Origin of the sequence: Actinophytocola sp. (assembly GCF_009379765.1) — a bacterium.
Classification (GTDB): Bacteria; Actinomycetota; Actinomycetes; order Mycobacteriales; family Pseudonocardiaceae; genus Actinophytocola.
Map to the genome: position 1 here is coordinate 1 of NZ_WHTD01000176.1, position 17,337 is coordinate 17,337.

A 17,337-nucleotide genomic window follows, 5' to 3' on the forward strand; every position below is an offset into this window, starting at 1 on the left:
CTTCCCGTGAGGACCACTACAGACCTAGACAATCCGTAGTTTCCCTTACAGGACAGGCACTTTCGCGCATTTCAGAGCGCGATCTACGTCACCCCGCATGAAAGACCCGGGCTAGTGTCCCCCGCCGGGAGTTCGTCACATGATTCGCCGGCCCAGCTTCCTGCTGGCGGCGTTGCCGGTCCGCCCGAGTACAACCCCGGTACGAGGACGAACCGGCACCCACATCGACCCGGCGCGGTGGTACTGGTTCGAGGGCAACTTCGCCGGCTACCAACAGAACCGAACCGACCACCAAGGACCCGACGCCACCCGCCCGACGTCGGGCGTCCATCGCCGGCTCACCCGCGACTGACCGCGGCGGTCGGCTCCGTGTCATGGGACTCACCGAAGATACGCCGGTAGGAGTCGGCGCCGTGGCTGGTGGGCAGCGGTTCACCCGGGACCAGGCGGAACGTGCGGCGGCCGTCGGGTCGCCGCTCCGCGCGCAGGAACACGACACCGGCCGGCCGCTGCCGGTAGAAGCCGTGCGCCAGGTCGTAGAGGTGGGTGACGAACACGACCCTGACCCCGGCGGCGGTCAGGGCGCGCACGACCTGCCGGGCGATCTCGGATCCTTCGCGCTCGTTGGTGGCGGCGAAGGACTCGTTGCACAGCAACAGGTCGCCGGGTGCGAGGTGGTCGGCGAGCTCGCTCATCCTGGCCAGCTCCTCGTCGAGCTTGCCGCTGGTCATGGTCGGGTCCTCGGCACGCTTGAAGTGGGTGAACACGCCGCCGCACACGGTGGCCCGCAACGACTCGGCCGCGACGAACATCCCGCTCTGCATCATCAGCTGCGCCAGGCCCACGCCGCGCAGGATCGTCGACTTGCCGCCCTGGTTGGCACCGGTGACGAACACCAGGCTCGTGCCGTCGGCGTCGAGGTCGTTGCCGACGACCGGGCCGTCGACCGTGAGTGCCAGGCACGCGTCGTAGAGCCCGCGCGCGGACAGCGCCGACTCGCCGGCCGCGACCGGCTCGGGGAAGCACACCGGCCGGCCGGCGGCGGCCAGCCGCTCGTGCAGGGTCACGCAGCCGAGGTAGAACGCGAGCTCGACGCGCAGCGCGCGGAAGAAGCTCACGACATGGTCGACGGACTGAGCGAGCGCGTTCGCCACCAGCCCGACCCCGCGACCCTCCAGATCGGACAGCGCGCGGAAGCCGGCCTCGTCGCGGGCCGGGATCTCGAACCGATATACCGGCACATTCGGTCCGGTGAGGCGGTCCCACCAGCTGCGCCGCGGCGGGCGGTGCAGCACGTAGCGGACGCCCTTGTTTCCGGTGCCCAGCGCGGCGCTCATCAACATGCCGCGACGGAACCGCAGAGCCTCCAGGTGCTCGGCGACCGTCGCCAGGTACTCCTCCCCCAGCTCCTCGCGAAGCATCGCGAACAACCGCGTGAACCCCGCCGAGGAGAACCGGCCGGCGTACTGTTCCGACAGCTGCCGCAGCCGCCGCAAGCTGTCCGACAGCAGCTCAATCACCTGCACCGACCGGCGCAGCACGGTCTCCGGGTGGTCGCGGAAGATGCCGTACCACACCTTCCGCTCGCTCTCGATCGCGTCCACCGCGAGCTCGTAGAGCTCTCGGACGACCTCCGGTGCCGCCAGGCAGTCGACGAGCACCCGCTGCCGGAAGGTGATCACCTCAGGGTCGGTCTCCGGCGCCAGCAGGACCTGCCGGGCCGTGTCGAGCACGACCGTGTCGCCGGCGGCCATGGTGGACAGCACCGTGTCCAGCTCGAGGTCCTGCACGAGATCGCGCTCGTTCGGAGACACCGGCCGGGCGGCATCCGTGTCGAGGTCGCGGTCGGGGTAGAGGAGGAAGACCTTCATCGCGCGACCCTCCTGCGCAGCGTGTCGTGGTCCAGCCCGTACTTGGTCGCGATCGCCGCCGCGTAGGCCAGCCCGTCGGCCGGCCGCCGGGCGATCTGGTACGTGCGGCGGGCCGGGTCGTCGGGCACCACCCCGCCGACCATGCTGACCGTCGTGTCGGACAGCGACGCCAGCTCGTCGACGAACGTCACGTACACGGCGAGCGAGCCCAGCGCGATGATCCGGTTGAGCACCTCGGTGCCGATGAACAGCGCGTCGTTCAGCGTGGTCGAGGCAAAGCTCTCGTTCATCACGATGACCGAACGGCCGGTCGCCCGGCTGATGATGTCGTGGATGCGGACCAGCTCGTCGTCCAGCTTGCCCCGCAACGTCGCCAGGCTCTCCTCCCGCTCGAAGTGGCTGAACAGCCGATCGGGCAGGAACAGGCTGGCGCGGATGGCCGGGACCGGGCAGCCCAGGCTGGCGAGGTAGGTCAGCTGGCCGAACATCCGCGCGAACGTCGTCTTCCCGCCCTGGTTCGGGCCGGTGACCACGATGATCCGCTCGCCGTCGTCGAGGCGGAAGTCGTTGCACACCACCGGCTCGGCCGGAACGACCTTGGTCGCCAGCGCCAGGTCGTAGGCTTCCTCCGCGCTGATCCGCTTGTCGCGCGTGGACACTCGAGGAAGCGTGAGCGCGAGGCCGGCCGCGGTGAACCGCTTCCCGTAGTCCAGCCAGGCGAGATAGAACTGCACCTCGCGGTCGAACGTCTCAATCGGACGGTCGAGGAAGTCGGCGTGCTGTTCGCGGTAGCGGGTGAGCTCGGCGAACGTTTCGGAGAACAGCGTCGTGACGCCCTCGAGGACCTGGGCCTCCACGTGGTTCATGTCCGCTGGTTCGGCGAACGTGAACCGGCGCTCCTTCACCGTGCCCTGCCGGAACTTCGCGAAGGTGCGGCTTACCGCAAGGCTGTAGTCGGACTCGTCCTCGTAACGGCTGATCCGCACCCGCGCGCCCCGAATGTGCACGCAGTACCGGATCCGGTCGAGGTCCTCCCGGCGCTCTCGCGTGTCGGCGACGAGCCCCCGGAACCTCGGCGAACCGACATACTCCCCGAGGTACTCGCGGAACTCTCGAAACCCGCGCGAGGCGACCTCCACCGCGGCGAGCCGGTCCCGCAGCGCCACCACCGCCGCGCTATAGGTCGCCACCGCGTACAGGAACCACCGCTGCTTCTGGTACCGGTAGCGGAGCTTGCCCGCCTGGTCGAGGTGTGCCCGCATCTCGCGCATCGACGACGCGAACCGCTCCACCGGCTCCCGCACCGCGTCGCGTTGCAGGTCGCGCAGCACCTCGTGCCGGTAGTGCACCGCCGCCACATCGCGCAGTGGAGCGTAGAAGAACGGCGTGAGGTCGTACTCGCCCCGGCCGGCCGTCACGGCGGCCACCACCTGGTCGAGGTTCAGGTCACCGAAGAACTCCGGCTCGGACAACTCGTCAACGAGGACCGCGCGTTCGAACAGGATGCTCTGAAACCGCGCCATGTGGGTTCACCGCCTGCCTCCACCAACTCGTGATAGAAGCCATCAGCCGGGCGGCGGTTCAGGCGAGCTTCATCGCCTCTCTCCTGATCACCATACCCCAGATCGAGGGTCACCTGCTGCCACCCGCGGCGCACCGCGGCCCGGTGTCGTGCGCCAACCGAGCCTTGGAAGATCGCACCGAATACGCCGGCGTGGCACAATCACGGGTAGGTGATGGGGCTCACCGAAATCGCGGAGGCACCGCTAACGGTCCCTGGCAACAGTGCCAGGGAGTGGTGTGCGGATGCAGCGCCAGATAGTCGGCACTCGGCCGGGCCCGATCCTCGCGGTGGGGGTCCTGATCGCGGTCGCGGTCGCCGGGCTCGGCGCCCGCGCGGACGCACCCTTCTCGACGACCGGTCCGCTGCGTCACGCCGGCACGGGCGTCCTGGTCGCCGGCTCGGCGGCGCTGGCCGTCGCCGCCTCCGCGTTCGTCCGGACGGTCCTCACCTCGCTGCGCTGCCGACGTGGCAAGGACGACGTGCCGCCCCATGTGTGGGAACCCCCGGGCACGTCATGGGGTCGCGGGTTGGCGGTGCTGTTCGCGCTCGCCGTGGTCGCGGCGCCCTGGGTCGTCGCCGTTTGGTGGACGCGGCAGCCGGCCACCCGGCAGCCGGCCGGCCACACGGCAACGCCACCGGCCGCGCCCGCAACCGTGCCGGAGACGTCGGCCGGGCAGCCGGACGGGGGCAGCGGCTGGGCTCCGTGGTTGCTGCTGGCGGTGGCGGCCCTGATCGTCGCCGGCTGGGTGCTGGCGCGCCGGCACCGCCGGGCGCCGCACGCGGCCACCGTCCCGCCGCAGCAGACAGGTCTGGCCTCGGCCGTCTAAGCCGGCCGGACGGCGGTGAGCGCCGACGCCGGGGAGCCGGGGCCGCGGGCGGCGATCCTGCGGTGTTACGCCGCCATGGAGCAGGCCCTCGCGGGATCGGGCCGCGCGGCGCCGCGGCCGCCGGACACACCGACCGAGGTGCTGGACCGGGCGGCACGCACCGGCCTGGTGCGCGTGGGCGCGGCCCGGCGGCTGGTGGACCTGTTCTCCGAGGCGCGGTTCAGCCGCCACCCGATGACCGAAGCGGACCGCCTGCGGGCGACCCGGGCACTCGACGAGGTTCTCGCAGACCTGGGCAGCAGGCCATGAACGCTGGCCGGTGGGCCGCGGTCATCGCGCTCGGCGCGGTGCTGCTCGGGTCGAGCTATCTGATCGGCTCGACCGCGGGCCTACTCGCCGGCAGCGTCCTGGTCGCGATCCTGGTCGTGCTCGGCGCGCGCGCCACGCTGAGCGAACCCAACCGCACGGCGGACACGCCACCCGGCACGACGGCACGGCGGCCGGCGTTCCCGACCTTCCGCCGGTTGGCCGTCACCGTGGGGTGGGCCGGGACCTCATGGCACGCCTGGGATCGCGACGTCCGGCCGGCCCTCGTCCGGCTGGTGGACGTCGTGCTGGCCGACCGGTACGGCACCGACCTCACCCGACGGCCCGAGCTCGGCGCACGGCTGCTCGGGGAGTCGCTGTGGCCGCTGGTCGACCCGAACCGACCCCGCTCCGACGACCGCGACACACCGGGACCGTCCCGCCACACGCTCGAACGGATCCTCACCCGGCTGGAGACACACCTGGAAGGAACAGCGCCGTGACCCTCGCCGACCCCACCACGACCAGCGCCGGCGCCGTGCTCGACGAGGTCGAACGCGCCGTGGTGGGCAAGCGGGCAGCGCTGGAACTGATCCTGTGCACCGTGCTGGCCCGCGGCCACGTGCTCATCGAGGACCTGCCCGGCCTCGGCAAGACCCTGATCGCCCGCTCGTTCGCGACCGTGTTCGGCCTCGCCTTCACCCGGGTGCAGTTCACCCCCGACCTGCTGCCGGCCGACCTGACCGGATCCGTCGTCTACGACCAGGTCGACAACCGGCTAGTGTTCCGGCCCGGTCCGGTGTTCACCAACCTGCTGCTGGCCGACGAGATCAACCGAACCCCGCCCAAGACCCAGGCCGCGCTACTCGAAGGCATGGCCGAACACCAGGTCAGCGTCGACGGACAGACCCACCCGCTGCCCACGCCGTTCATCGTGCTGGCCACCGACAACCCGATCGAGTACGAGGGCACCTACCCGCTGCCGGAAGCACAGCTGGACCGGTTCGCCGTGCGCGTGCGCCTCGGTTACCTGCCCCACGGTGGGGAGGTGGACCTGCTGCAACGCCGCCTCGATCAGGGCTCCACGCCGCCCGCCCTGCGGCGCGTGGTCGACGCGGCTGAGCTGCTCGCGATGCGGGAGTCGGTGGAGCGGGTCGGCGTGCACCGCGACGTGCTCGACTACGTCGTGCTGCTGGCGGCCGCGACCCGCGAGCACGCCCAAGTAGTGGTCGGCGCGAGCCCCCGGGCCTGCCTGGAGCTGGTGCAGCTCGCGCGGAGCAGGGCGCTGCTGGCGGGGCGCGACTACGTGCTGCCCGAGGACGTCAAGGCACTGGTGACGGCGGCATGGGCGCACCGGGTCAGCCTGCGCCCGGAGCTGTGGGTACGGCGAATCGACGCCGAGGACGTACTCGACCAGATCCTCGACCAGGTTCCCGCACCACGGGTCGGGAGACCGGGGTGAGCACGATGACGACCACCGGGACGTTGCGGTGGCGGCCGACCACGCTGGCGCTGTCGCTGGCAACCTGCTCAGCCGTCGCGGTGACCGTGGCGGTGGTCGCCGGCAGGGTCGAGCTGCTGGCCTTCGCGGCCCCGCTGCTCGGCGCGCTCGCCGGCGGCCGGCGACCCGCCCGGCACGCTCGGTCCCTACTCGTGCACAGCACGCTCTCGGACACCCGCTGCTTCGAGGGCGACGACGTACGCGTGAGCGTCGAGGTGGGTCCAGAAGACGGGACCGTCGAGGAGTTCTCCCTGGCTCTCCGAGGGTCCTCGCTCGAAACGTCCACACAGGATGGTCACGGGTGGATCGTCCGACCGCGACGATGGGGCCACTGGTCCCTCCGGGCGCACGTCACCGCCCGCACCAACGCCGGGCTGCTCGAAGCCGACATGTCGGCGGACGCCGGCGAGTTGCGGGTCTACCCACGACCGCGCACCCTCGCCGCAGCTCCCCGCACCGCGGACCTGCCCGACCGGGCGGGTGTCCACACCGGACGCCGACGCGGCGGCGGGATCGAGTTCGCCGCCGTCCGCCCCTACCAGGCAGGCGACACCCTGCGCCGGATCAACTGGCCGGCCACCGCCCGGCGCGGCCGGCTGCAGGTCACCGACCGCGTCGCGGAACAGGCCGCGGAGGTAATCGCCGTCATCGACACCTTCTCCGACGTGCCGCAGGCCGGTGGGTCCAGTTTGGACCTGGCGGTGCACGGCGCCACCGACCTGGTGCGGGCGGCCCTGCGGCGCGGTGACCGCACCGGGGTCGTCGCGCTCGGCGGCATCGTGCGCCGGCTCGGCCCCGACATCGGCGAGCGCCAGTTCTATCGCGTCGTGGAGACGGTTCTGGAGTGCCGGCTCGACGACGTGGTCGTCGAACCCGACCTGACCCGGATCCCCCGCTCGGCGCTCCCGCCCCGCGCCGCGGTGGTCGTGTTCTCGCCGCTGCTGGCCGAGCGGACCGTCGGGGTGCTGCGTGACCTGCGCGAGCGGGGCTGCCCCGTCGTCGTCGTCGACGTGCTGCGAACCGAGCCACCGGTCGAACACCGGAGCCGCCAGATCGATCGAGTGGCCGTACGCATGTGGCGCATCGAGCGCCGTGGAGTCGTCCTCGCCCTGGCCCGGTTGGGCATCCCGGTCGTGCCCTGGAAGGCCGGTGAGTGGCTGGACGAGGTTCTCGGCCCGCTGACCCGCCGGCCGCTCCCCGGGCGGACGGCATGACCAGACACACAGCGCTCGTCCTCGTCTCCGTCAGCCTCGTCCCGATCGCAGCCGGCGAGCTCATGGTCGCCGCGGCCGTGCCCGGCGCACCGGCAGTCGCCCTCCCCGCCATCGGCCTCGGCGCGCTGTCGGTGCTCGCCTCCGTCCGGTGGCCCGCGAGCTCCGCCGCGACGCTGGCCGCGCTCTGCGTGGTCGCCGCGCTCGCCCTGGGCCACCCGTCCCTGGCGCAGGGCTGCCTCGCTGGACTCCTGTCGCTCGGGTTCCTCCTCGCGGTCGAGGCGCGCCGCACCATCGACCACCACACCAGCCACCTCGCTTGGCTGGCCGCGCGCGGCACGCTGCTGCTCGGCGGGCTCCTCGCCGCAGCCGGGGCCATGCTGGGCGGGCTCGCCCGCGGTGGCCCGGCCGTGCTGGCCATCGCGGGTGTGCTCGCTATCGCCGCCGCCTACCTGCTGGCCACCCGCACCCTGACCACCGACAGGACTGAGAACACCAGGAGGGCTCCATGACCGCCGTGCGGTTCACCGACGTCCACGCCCACGAGATCCTCGACTCCCGCGGCCGCCCCACCCTCACCGTCACCATCACCTCGGGACCGCACCAGGCCACGGCGTCGGTGCCCTCCGGCGCGTCGACCGGCCGCAACGAGGCCCACGAACTCCGCGACGGCGACCCCGCCCGCTACGGCGGAGCCGGCGTGCTCACCGCGGTCGGGGCCGTCAACGGCGAGGTGCGCGACCTGCTGTGCGGACGCCCCTGGACCAGCCTGTCCGCAGTAGACACCGCGCTGGTCGAGCTGGACGGCACACCGAACAAGGCGCGGCTCGGCGCCAACGCCATCATCGGTGTCTCCATGGCCACCGCCCGGCTGCTCGCCCAGCTCGCGGACACGCCACTGTGGACCTGGCTCCAGTCCGACGGCGGCCAGCCCCGGCTACCGGTGCCGCACTTCAACGTGCTCAACGGCGGCGCCCACGCGCGCACTCCGCTGGCCTTCCAGGAGTTCATGATCGCTCCACTCGGCGCGGACACCGTCCACGACGCCGTCCGGGCCGGCGCCGAGATCTACGCCGCGCTCCGCGCACTGCTCCTCGACCGCGGACATTCCGTCGGCCTCGGCGACGAAGGCGGGTTCGCCCCCGACCTCACCCAACCCGAAGACGCGCTCCAACTCCTACTGCGCGCCATCGAGGACGCCGGCTACCCCGCCGGCACCTCCACCGACACAGACGCCGTCGCGATCGCGCTCGACCCCGCCGCATCCCAGTTCCGCCAACCCGACGGCACCTACCTCATCGGCAACCACCGGCACAGCCCGACCGAACTGGTCCAACGCTACGTGGAGATGGTGCGCGACTTCCCCATCTGGAGCATCGAAGACGGCATGGCCGAAGACGACGACGAAGGCTGGCGCGAGCTCACCGACGAACTCGGCGAACACGTCCAACTCGTCGGCGACGACAACTTCGTCACCAACCCCACCCTGATCGCCCGCGGCGCCGACGCCGGCATCGCGAACGCCGCCCTGATCAAGCTCAACCAGATCGGCACCGTCAGCGAAACCCTCGACGCCATCCGAGTCTGCCGCGAACGCGGCTACCGACAGATGATCTCCCACCGCTCCGGCGAAACCACCGACGACTTCATCGCCGACCTCGCCGTCGCCACCGGCTGCGGCCAACTCAAGTCCGGCGCCCCCGCCCGCGGCGAACGCACCGCCAAGTACAACCGACTCCTCGACATCGCCACCACCAACCCCGACTTGCCCTACGGCCGCCCCGCGTAGCCCCCATCATCCGTGTCCGCCCCCTCGACTGCCGGGATTGGAGCGTCGCCCCGAGGACAAGTCGCCAGCCGCGACCGGTCACTGTGGACGGTCGCTTGGCGGGTCGGGACGGTTGCGGCAGCCGTATGATCAAGGGCTCTGGCCGGCGGACTTGTCGCTGTGACGGGCGGGAACATTGTCGCGCCTCGGCTGGTTCCGCCGTTCCGTCGGGCTGGCTCAGGGCAGGAGGCCGGCTCGGCGGTAGAGCTCGGTGAGGTAGCGGCGCATCTCGGCCGCGTCGGGTGGGTCGGGTTGCAGGACGCGGTAGACGACCGCGCCGGCCATCATGTCCATCAGTACGTCGACGTCTGCGTCCGCGGCGATCATGCCGGCCTGCTTGGCGTTGTCCAGCATCACGGCGGTGGCCTCCCGCCGGGGCAGGATGTAGTGCTTCCAGTAGGTCGCCATCAGCGTCGGGTTGCTGACGCTGGAGCCCAGGATGCGTGCGATCAGCGCGCGGAACTCCGGGCTGGCGGCGAGCTCCGCCGAGGCGTCCAGGGTGCTTTCGACGATCTCCGCGGGTGTGCCGGTCGCGATCTCCGCGTTCGACGGCCACTCGTGCTGCTCGATGACCCATTCGATGGCGTGCGCGACCAGTTGCTCCTTGGCGGTCCAGCGCCGGTAGACGGTCAGCTTGGCGACGCCGGCGCGCTTGGCGACCTGCTCGATGCTCATCGCGTCGATGCCGCGCTCGACGAACAGTTCCATGGCTGCCGCCAGGATCGCCGCGTCGGTCGCCGGGTCCCGTGGTCGACCCGGGCCGCGTCGCGTCATCCGAGTGTGTCCTCCAGCCATCGTCGCAGCCGTTGTGGGAGCCGTTGTGGGGAGCCGGCCGGGCCGGCTCGTCCGCGCCAGGCGAGGTGACCGTCCGGGCGTACCAGCCACACCTCGCTCGACCCGTCGGCCCGCTCGAGGGTACCCACGAGGTCGCCGAGCCGGTCGCGGGCCACGGCAGCGCAGGCGTCCGTGGTGGTGGTCATGGCTCCTTCCGGAACGAGCAATGCCCATCGCCCACCGAGCTCGTCGTGCAGCCGGGTCGCGGTGCCCGTGGTGCCCTCGCGTCGTGCGCAGTCCAGGTCTGGTACCCGGTCACCGATTCGGGGTTTGCCGCGCAACCGCGAGCCGAAACCGGCGCCGAGTGGGCCGCGCCGGTAGCTCACCCAGAGCTGGGACGCCGAGTAGGTCATCCGGCGCTGCACCCAGCTCAGGTTGACGATCGGGGTCACCACCCGGAACAGCAGGAAGCGACCCACCGGGCCACGGATGGTGATGTTGCGGGTGGCGGCCGTCGTGCCGCGCAGCACCACGGTCGCCAGCGGGCGGCGCTCGGCCTGGTAGGTGTCCAGCAACGGCTCACCCGCGCGGCCGCGGAGGACCAGGGCGAGCTTCCAGGCGAGGTTCTCCGCGTCACCAAGCCCGGTGAGCATGCCCTGCCCACCGACCGGCGAGTGCGCGTGCGCCGCGTCGCCCGCGAGCAGGATGCGTCCGTGCCGGTAGGAGTCGGCCAGCCTGCGGTGCACGCTGAACCGCGACAGCCAGACGGCGTCCCGGATCCGGGCATCCGGATGGTTGCTGCGCACCGGCAGGATCTCTCGGAAGCGGTCGAGGATCTGCTGTTCGGTCGGTGCTTCGTCGGACTGGTCCGGGTAGGCCATCAGCCGCCACAGGTCACCTCCGCCATCAGGGCCGCCATCGGGGTCGGGCAGCGGCATCGCGCCGAGCATGCCGGTCGGGTGGATCCACCCGCTGGTGCCGCTGCGGTCCAGGTCCCAGTCGACGTGGACATCGGCCAGCAGGAACCGTTCGGTGATCTTGGCGCCGGGGAACCCGATGCCGGCCAGCTTCCGTGCCGTGCTGCCGGTGCCGTCACAGCCGATCACCCAGCCGACCCGCACCGTCTCCCCAGCGCCCGTCTCCCCGTTGCCGAGCACGGCGGTCACGCCCGAGTCGTCCTGCTCCGCGCCCACCAGCGCGACACCCCAGTCTGGCGCTGCGCCGAGCTCGGCCAGCCGATCCCGCAGCGCCGCCTCCACCCTGGCCTGCGAGATCAGCATCGGCGGACCGACGGTCCGCACGGCGACGTCGCCGAACCGCACCTTGCTGATCTGCCGGTCCCCCAGATACCCGGTGATGCTCAGCCCGCGCAGCGACTCGTTCGGCAGGCTTCCCAACGCGTCCAGCCGGCGCAGCACCTCGGAGCCGCGCGCGTGCAGGAAGTTCGCCCGCGACGTCGTCGCCGGTCCGGCTGCCTTGTCGACCACGCGCACGGAGACCCCGTGCAGCCGCAGCCCGCAGGCCAGCGCCAGCCCGGTCGGTCCGGCACCGACAACGAGGACCTCTGTCCCACTCATCCGAGCTCACCCACCCCACCTAATTTGTAAACGGCACCGTACACAAACTAGCCGTTCGGGGTCAACGGTCCTGCGGACCGGAGCAAGAGGCGAACCGGGTCAGGTGGTGAGGTCGCGGTGGGATGACCTCGATGCCGTCGAGGTCTGGCAGACCCAACTGGAGCAGAACGAGGTTGGGTGCGGTCTCGGCGGCGATCCGCAGTGCGCTGCTCCCGTCCTCCGCCGTGACCACCCGGTAGCCGCGCGCCGCAAGGCTGATCCGCAGCACGCCGCGAATACGCTCGTCGTCTTCGACGATCAGGATCGTGCTCATCAGGTCCACCTCGCCCCGGGCGATGCGTGCGGCCGCCGGGATATGTCAGGCGAGAACGAAGTAGCGCAGCCAGAGGTAGGGCGCGGCGATGGCGATCGTGATGACGGTGACGATCGCGCCTTTCTTGGTGAACTCCCAGAAGGAGATGGGGGTGCCGGCGCGCTTGGCGATGCCGAGCACGACGACGTTGGCGCTGGCGCCGACCGCGGTCAGGTTGCCGCCGAAGTCGGCGCCGAGCGCGAGTGACCACCACAGCGCCTCGGCGTGCACCGGGTTGGCGATGTCGTTGGACAGCTCGAGCACGATCGGGCTCATCGTTGCCACGTAAGGGATGTTGTCGATGATCCCGGACAGCAGCGCGGAGACGCCGAGGATCAGCATGACCGCGGTGAGGGCGTCACCGCCGGTGGCGTCGGCGGCCAGCCCGGCTAGGTCACCGATGACGCCGGTCTTGACCAGGGCGCCGACCATGATGAACAGGCCGGCGAAGAACAGCAGGGTCTCCCATTCCACACTGGCCAGGTAGTCCTTGGGCTTGCTGCCGGAGATCAGCACGAGGACACCGGCGCCGAGCAGGGCGACCACCGAGGGTTCGATGTGGAAGACGGAGTGCCCGACGAACGCGGTGAACACCGCGAGCAGCACCAGTCCGCACTTGATCAGCAGGCGGGTGTCCTGGATGGCTTCCCGCTCGTTGAGCTCCATCACGTCGGCCACCCGGTCCGGGTCGACGGTGAACGAGCCACGGAACAACCACGGCAGCACGACGGTGAACACGATCAGCTCGATCACCACGATCGGCGTCATGTGGACGAGGAAGTCGTTGAACGTCAGGCCGGCGCGGCTGGCGATGATGATGTTGGGCGGGTCGCCGATCAGGGTGGCCGCGCCGCCGATGTTGGACGACAGGACTTCGGCGATCAGGAACGGGATCGGGTTGATGTTCAACCGGTCGCAGACCAGCAACGTCACCGGCGCGATCAGCAGCACGGTGGTCACGTTGTCCAGGAACGCCGACGCCACCGCGGTGATCAGGACCAGCAGGATCATGATCCGCAGCGGTGACCCCTTGGCGCGCTTGGCAGCCCAGATCGCGGTGTACTCGAACACCCCGGTGCGGCGCAGCACCCCGACGATGATCATCATGCCGAGCAGCAGGAAGATGACGTCCCAGTCGACGCCGGTCTCGTGGGAGTAGAACGCGTCCTCCGAGCCGACCACGCCGAGGCCCAGCACGACAGCGGCGCCGGCCAGCGCGGCCACCATCTTCGGAATCCGCTCGGTGGCGATCAACAGGTACGCCACGACGAAGACGACGATCGCGATCCCGGTACTCATGCCGACCACCGGACCGGACGGACCGGACGGACCGCGCGGACGGCTAGGCCATGTCTCGCGGATCTTGGATCGTGGTATTCGCGCCCAGCTGCCCCCTGGCCGCGTTGTCGAAAGGCCCGAATACAACCCGGTATGCGCGGCCTTCCGCCGCCTTGCCAGGCGCCATCTGGATCACGAATCCCATCGACCAAGATCCACGAGACACGACCTAGTGCGGTGTCAGGGCGAGCTGCAGCAACCGCGACGCCGTAATCACCCCGACCAGCGAGTCGCCTCGCATCACCGCGGCCAACGGGCAGCGGAGACGGGCCATGACCGCGGCGACCTCGACGATCGTGTCGTCGACCTTCACCACCGCCAACTCGGGTGCGTCGCCCGGAATGAGTGCCCGGACCGTCTTCCCGCGCAGCTTGTCCGCCACCCGGTCGCACATCGACTCCGACAACACCCCGGCCAGCGACGGGTCGTCCTGGACATAGCTCGGCACCAGGATCCGCACGACCTGGGACGCCGGCAGGATCGACAACGGCTTGCCACCCGGGTCGGTGACCACCAGGCCGGGAAGGCGATGCTCGGCCAGCAGGGTTACCGCCTCCCACGCATCGGAGTCCACCCCGACGACCGGGAACTCCTCGGCCATGTCGTTGGCGTGCACAGTCGCAGACTACGACCAACCGGACAACGACGCGCGATGGCGCGGCAACAGCAGCGGCGCGATCAGCGGACATCATGATGCGACTCCCGAGGGACGGCCGATATCCCGTCCTCGGTCGAGGATGGGATGCCGACCAGACTTCCCGGCGCGCCAGCCGTAAACATGCCGCACAGACCGACTCGGCGCAAATCCGTCACAAGTCGCATCGCCGATAACACGCCCACGTGCGACCTGAAGCTGTAACCCCGTCACACCGAGCTACGATGAATCGGCTGCCCACCTCAACGGCGAGGAGCGCCGCCGATGTCCGACCTGGTCCCGACAATCTTGGTCATCCTCACGTTCCTTGTACTGGCACTGGCAATGCGTCTGGCGGGACGACAATCCCACCAGACGCCCACTCCGCAGCGAAGCGCCCCGGCCAACGACCAAGCCGACCAGAAGTGACCTGCCTGTGCCCGTCTGCCTGCCCCTCACGAGCTGGTCCGGGCAGGCCCGGTTACCCACAGCCTGGGGACAGCGGATTCTTCACTGGTCGATGGCGCGAGGCCGGGTGATACTGGAGGTCCGGTTCCGGCGTTCCGGGCGGAGGTCGACGCGGATGGGACTGCAGGATCACGAGAAACGTGAACTGGCCGAGATCGAACAGCGCCTCGTCCAGGACGATCCCCGGTTGGCGACCCGGCTGGCCAGTGGCAAGGCCACGATGTTCACCCTGTCGGGTCAGGCACAGTTCATTCTCGGCGTGCTGACGACCTACGTGACCGGACTGTTGACCATCATCGCGGGCGTGACCTTCGCGTCTCCCTTCCTGATCACGCTCGGCGCCGCCGTCACCGCGAGCTTTCCTGTTGCGGTGGCATCGCGCGCCTGGCGGCACCGCCAGTCGCGCGCCGCCGCCGGCTCACAACGTCTTGACGGCCGCGACGAGCTTGCTGAGTGAGTCCTTGGCGTCGCCGAACAGCAGCGTCGTCTTGGGGTCGAAGAGCAGTTCGTTCTCGATGCCGGCGAACCCGGGGCGCATCGATCGTTTGAGGAACACGACGGATTCGGCGTGCTCGACGTCGAGGATCGGCATGCCGTAGATCGGAGAGCCGGGCGAGGCGTGCGCGGCCGGGTTCACCACGTCGTTGGCGCCGACGACCAGTGCGACGTCCGCGGTGCGGAACTCGGGGTTGACCTCGGTCATCTCCTTGAGTTTCTCGTACGGGACGTCGGCCTCGGCGAGCAGCACGTTCATGTGCCCCGGCATCCGGCCGGCGACCGGGTGGATCGCGTAGACCACCTCGATGCCGCGCCGCTCCAGCTCGTCGGTCAGGTCGCGCAAGGTGTGCTGTGCCTGTGCGACCGCGAGCCCGTAACCGGGCGCGACGATCACCTTGCGGGAGTAGCCGAGCAGGATCGCGATGTCCTGCGGGCCGGCCGAGCGCACCGGCCGGTTCGACTCGGTGGTGCTGCCCAGTGTGGACCCGCCGGCGAACGCACCGAACATGATGTTGAGCAGCGACCGGCCCATCGCGTCGGCCATCATCTTGGTCAGCAGCGTGCCGGACGCGCCGACGAGCGTGCCGGCGATGATCAGCAGCGTGTTGGACAGGACGTAACCGCTGGCTGCGACGGTGATCCCGCTGAACGCGTTGAGCAGCGAGATGACGATCGGTACGTCCGCGCCGCCGATCGGCAGCACCAGCAGCAGCCCGAGCCCCAATGTCAGGACCGCGAGCAGCACGGCACCCAGCATCGACCCGTCGACCGCGACCCACACTCCGGTGGCGAGCGAGCCGGCGACCGCTGCCACGGCCACCCACCGCATGCCGGGGAAGATCATCGGCCGGCCGGTGACCAGCTCCTGCAGTTTGGCGAAGGTGAGCAGCGACCCGGAGAAGGTGATCGATCCGATGAGGACGGTGAACGCCGTCACCGCGAGGTGCGCCAACCCACCACCGGTTCCCTCGGCCAGTTCCAGCAGCGCGACCAAGGCGCCCGCCGCGCCCCCGACACCGTTGAACAGCGCCACCATCTGCGGCATCGCGGTCATCGCGACCCGCCGCGCGGCGAGCGTGCCGATCACGCCGCCGACGGCGATCGCCACCAGGATCGACACCAGCCGGTCCGGACGCTCGGCGGCGAACACCACGAGCACCGCCACCAGCGCTCCCGCCGCACCGACCAGGTTTCCCAGCCGCGCGGTCTTCGGCGAGGACAGGCCCTTGAGGGCGACGATGAAGCAGATCGCGGCGACCAGGTAGAGCAGCGCGGTCCAGTTCTCGTTCATGCCTGGGGCTCCCTGTTTTCGCGACTGTCTTTCCGCCCCCGGGACCGGAACATCCCCAGCATCCGGTCGGTCACCACGAAGCCGCCGACCAGGTTGATCGTGGCCAGGACGATCGCAACCAGCTCGAGCACGAAGATCGCGGTCGACTCGGTGTGGGCGGCGACAGCGACGGTGCCGACCAGCACGATGCCGCTGATCGCGTTGGAACCCGACATCAGCGGGGTGTGCAGTGTCGTCGAGACCTTCGAGATGACCTCGTAGCCGACGAAGATCGCCAGCACGAAGACTGTCAGCAGTGCGATGCCATCCATTTAGGACACATCCTCTCCGAGCAGGTCGCGGGTGGGCGCGTGCCGAACCTCGCCGGCGTAAGGGACGCGGCAGCCGGCGATGATCTCGTCGTCGAAGTCCGGCCTCAGGTCCGGTTCCAGATCACTGTCGGAATGCATGAGCAGCAGCAGGTTCACCACGTTCGTGCGGTAGAGCTGACTCGCCCGGGCCGGCAGCTGGCTCGGCACGTTGAATCCACCCCACACCAGCGCGCCGCCGATGGTGATCTCGTCCCCCGGCTTCGCGCCCTCGACGTTGCCGCCGGACTCGGCCGCGAGATCCACCACGACCGAGCCCTGGCTCATCGCGGCCACCGTCTCCGCGGTCACCAGCAGCGGCGCGGACCGACCGGGCACCGCCGCGGTGGTGATCAGCACGTCGGCTTCGGCCACGCGGTGCGTGCCGATGGGCTGCACCGACAACGCCGCACCGGCACCGTCCAGCGCGTCCGCGGCGCCGGTGGCGCCGGCTTCTCGATAGTCGTCGTCGGTGAATCCCGCGGCCTCGCCGGCACCTGGCTCGACCGCGACCTCTTGGCCTGTGTCGGCAAGTCGCGAGACCAACTCCGGCACGAGCGCGACCCGCCGCTCGCCCGGTCTGGTCTCGGCAACTACGGCGATCGTCACCAGCCGCTCCCGTCCCCACCTGTCAGGCGGTGTCGTCCTCTCGAACTGTCACCACACGTGCGCCCAGCACGACCCCACTCGCGACGACCACGGCGAGTCCGGCCATGAGGATCAACGCCGGCAGGAGGGCGGGCGCGAGCCACGCGCTCACCGGAGCGGCTCCTTGGGTGGCACCGGGTCGGGGAGCCCGGGTGGCAGGCTGTCCGGTGGCTCGATCCGCAGTGCTTTGGCGATGGGCACGTCGGTGGAGGAGTGCAGCACGATGGACAGGGCGATGGTGATCGCGACCAGGTCGAAGACGTGGTCGCCGGACGGGATCCCGGCTTGCGCGGCGAGCAGGC

At 70.4% G+C, this 17,337-nt stretch carries 20 protein-coding genes, 1 pseudogene and 1 riboswitch; of the genes and pseudogenes, 9 read left to right on the plus strand and 12 right to left on the minus strand.

Annotated features, from left to right (window positions below):
- Positions 1 to 139: 139 nt before the first annotated feature.
- Complete coding sequence (locus GEV28_RS35760) at positions 140 to 352, plus strand: hypothetical protein (protein ID WP_291417687.1); 213 nt, start codon at positions 140 to 142, stop codon at positions 350 to 352.
- Here the strand turns inward: GEV28_RS35760 and GEV28_RS35765 are convergent.
- Together GEV28_RS35765 and GEV28_RS35770 are read right to left on the minus strand one after the other, a co-directional pair.
- Entirely contained in the window at positions 339 to 1,871 is a 1,533-nt protein-coding gene (locus tag GEV28_RS35765; protein WP_291417688.1) for a hypothetical protein, read from the minus strand. The two genes, GEV28_RS35760 and GEV28_RS35765, sit on opposite strands and share 14 nt — an antisense overlap.
- On the minus strand, positions 1,868 to 3,394 hold the full coding sequence (locus GEV28_RS35770; protein WP_291417690.1) for a hypothetical protein: 1,527 nt from the start codon (positions 3,392 to 3,394) through the stop codon (positions 1,868 to 1,870). The genes GEV28_RS35765 and GEV28_RS35770 overlap by 4 nt, the downstream gene beginning before the upstream one ends.
- A 26-nt stretch (positions 3,395 to 3,420) precedes the next feature.
- Positions 3,421 to 3,480: riboswitch (Fluoride riboswitch) on the minus strand.
- A gap of 197 nt (positions 3,481 to 3,677) precedes the next feature.
- Here GEV28_RS35770 and GEV28_RS35775 point away from each other — a divergent pair.
- Genes GEV28_RS35775 through eno form a run of 7 tightly spaced genes read left to right on the plus strand, consistent with a single transcriptional unit; the run spans position 3,678 to position 9,069 of the window.
- Positions 3,678 to 4,262 carry a hypothetical protein gene (locus GEV28_RS35775; protein ID WP_291417692.1) on the plus strand — a complete coding sequence of 195 codons (585 nt, stop codon included), beginning with the start codon at positions 3,678 to 3,680 and terminating at the stop codon, positions 4,260 to 4,262.
- A 15-nt stretch (positions 4,263 to 4,277) separates the two neighbouring features.
- A complete protein-coding gene (locus GEV28_RS35780) occupies positions 4,278 to 4,571 on the plus strand; it encodes a DUF4129 domain-containing protein (RefSeq protein ID WP_291417694.1) in 294 nt (97 codons plus the stop codon).
- Entirely contained in the window at positions 4,568 to 5,071 is a 504-nt protein-coding gene (locus GEV28_RS35785; protein WP_291417696.1) for a hypothetical protein, read from the plus strand. The genes GEV28_RS35780 and GEV28_RS35785 overlap by 4 nt, the downstream gene beginning before the upstream one ends.
- Complete coding sequence (locus GEV28_RS35790) at positions 5,068 to 6,030, plus strand: MoxR family ATPase (protein WP_291417698.1); 963 nt, start codon at positions 5,068 to 5,070, stop codon at positions 6,028 to 6,030. Before GEV28_RS35785 ends, GEV28_RS35790 begins: the two co-directional genes overlap by 4 nt.
- A 5-nt stretch (positions 6,031 to 6,035) precedes the next feature.
- Positions 6,036 to 7,283 carry a DUF58 domain-containing protein gene (locus GEV28_RS35795; RefSeq protein ID WP_291417700.1) on the plus strand — a complete coding sequence of 416 codons (1,248 nt, stop codon included), beginning with the start codon at positions 6,036 to 6,038 and terminating at the stop codon, positions 7,281 to 7,283.
- Complete coding sequence (locus GEV28_RS35800) at positions 7,280 to 7,792, plus strand: hypothetical protein (protein WP_291417701.1); 513 nt, start codon at positions 7,280 to 7,282, stop codon at positions 7,790 to 7,792. Before GEV28_RS35795 ends, GEV28_RS35800 begins: the two co-directional genes overlap by 4 nt.
- Entirely contained in the window at positions 7,789 to 9,069 is a 1,281-nt protein-coding gene (gene eno / locus GEV28_RS35805; RefSeq protein ID WP_291417703.1) for a phosphopyruvate hydratase, read from the plus strand. Before GEV28_RS35800 ends, eno begins: the two co-directional genes overlap by 4 nt.
- A 216-nt stretch (positions 9,070 to 9,285) precedes the next feature.
- Here eno and GEV28_RS35810 read toward each other — a convergent pair whose 3' ends face one another.
- The 5 genes from GEV28_RS35810 to GEV28_RS35830 form a co-directional block, all read right to left on the minus strand.
- Positions 9,286 to 9,882: a TetR/AcrR family transcriptional regulator gene (locus GEV28_RS35810; protein WP_291417705.1), complete on the minus strand. Its 597-nt coding sequence runs from the start codon at positions 9,880 to 9,882 to the stop codon at positions 9,286 to 9,288.
- The gene (locus tag GEV28_RS35815) at positions 9,879 to 11,459 is read right to left on the minus strand and encodes an FAD-dependent monooxygenase (protein WP_291417706.1); all 1,581 of its coding nucleotides are present in this window, start codon (positions 11,457 to 11,459) and stop codon (positions 9,879 to 9,881) included. Before GEV28_RS35815 ends, GEV28_RS35810 begins: the two co-directional genes overlap by 4 nt.
- A gap of 61 nt (positions 11,460 to 11,520) precedes the next feature.
- Positions 11,521 to 11,772 carry a response regulator gene (locus GEV28_RS35820; protein WP_291417707.1) on the minus strand — a complete coding sequence of 84 codons (252 nt, stop codon included), beginning with the start codon at positions 11,770 to 11,772 and terminating at the stop codon, positions 11,521 to 11,523.
- A 45-nt stretch (positions 11,773 to 11,817) separates the two neighbouring features.
- Entirely contained in the window at positions 11,818 to 13,110 is a 1,293-nt protein-coding gene (locus GEV28_RS35825) for an ArsB/NhaD family transporter (protein WP_291417708.1), read from the minus strand.
- Between the two features lie 208 nt (positions 13,111 to 13,318).
- Positions 13,319 to 13,765 (minus strand): CBS domain-containing protein, encoded by a 447-nt coding sequence (locus tag GEV28_RS35830; protein WP_291417709.1) that lies wholly within the window; start codon positions 13,763 to 13,765, stop codon positions 13,319 to 13,321.
- 601 nt (positions 13,766 to 14,366) lie between these two features.
- Here GEV28_RS35830 and GEV28_RS35835 point away from each other — a divergent pair.
- Entirely contained in the window at positions 14,367 to 14,708 is a 342-nt protein-coding gene (locus tag GEV28_RS35835; RefSeq protein WP_291417710.1) for a DUF3040 domain-containing protein, read from the plus strand.
- Here GEV28_RS35835 and GEV28_RS35840 read toward each other — a convergent pair.
- The 5 genes and pseudogenes from GEV28_RS35840 to GEV28_RS35860 all read right to left on the minus strand — a co-directional run.
- Entirely contained in the window at positions 14,670 to 16,040 is a 1,371-nt protein-coding gene (locus tag GEV28_RS35840; RefSeq protein ID WP_291417711.1) for an NAD(P)(+) transhydrogenase (Re/Si-specific) subunit beta, read from the minus strand. The genes GEV28_RS35835 and GEV28_RS35840 overlap by 39 nt on opposite strands.
- Positions 16,037 to 16,351 (minus strand): NAD(P) transhydrogenase subunit alpha, encoded by a 315-nt coding sequence (locus tag GEV28_RS35845; protein ID WP_291417712.1) that lies wholly within the window; start codon positions 16,349 to 16,351, stop codon positions 16,037 to 16,039. Before GEV28_RS35845 ends, GEV28_RS35840 begins: the two co-directional genes overlap by 4 nt.
- A complete protein-coding gene (locus GEV28_RS35850) occupies positions 16,352 to 16,996 on the minus strand; it encodes a hypothetical protein (protein ID WP_291417713.1) in 645 nt (214 codons plus the stop codon).
- A gap of 22 nt (positions 16,997 to 17,018) precedes the next feature.
- On the minus strand, positions 17,019 to 17,147 hold the full coding sequence (locus GEV28_RS35855; protein ID WP_291417714.1) for a hypothetical protein: 129 nt from the start codon (positions 17,145 to 17,147) through the stop codon (positions 17,019 to 17,021).
- Positions 17,144 to 17,337 (minus strand): annotated as a pseudogene (locus tag GEV28_RS35860) (hypothetical protein); the annotation flags it as partial. The gene GEV28_RS35855 and the pseudogene GEV28_RS35860, both read right to left, overlap by 4 nt.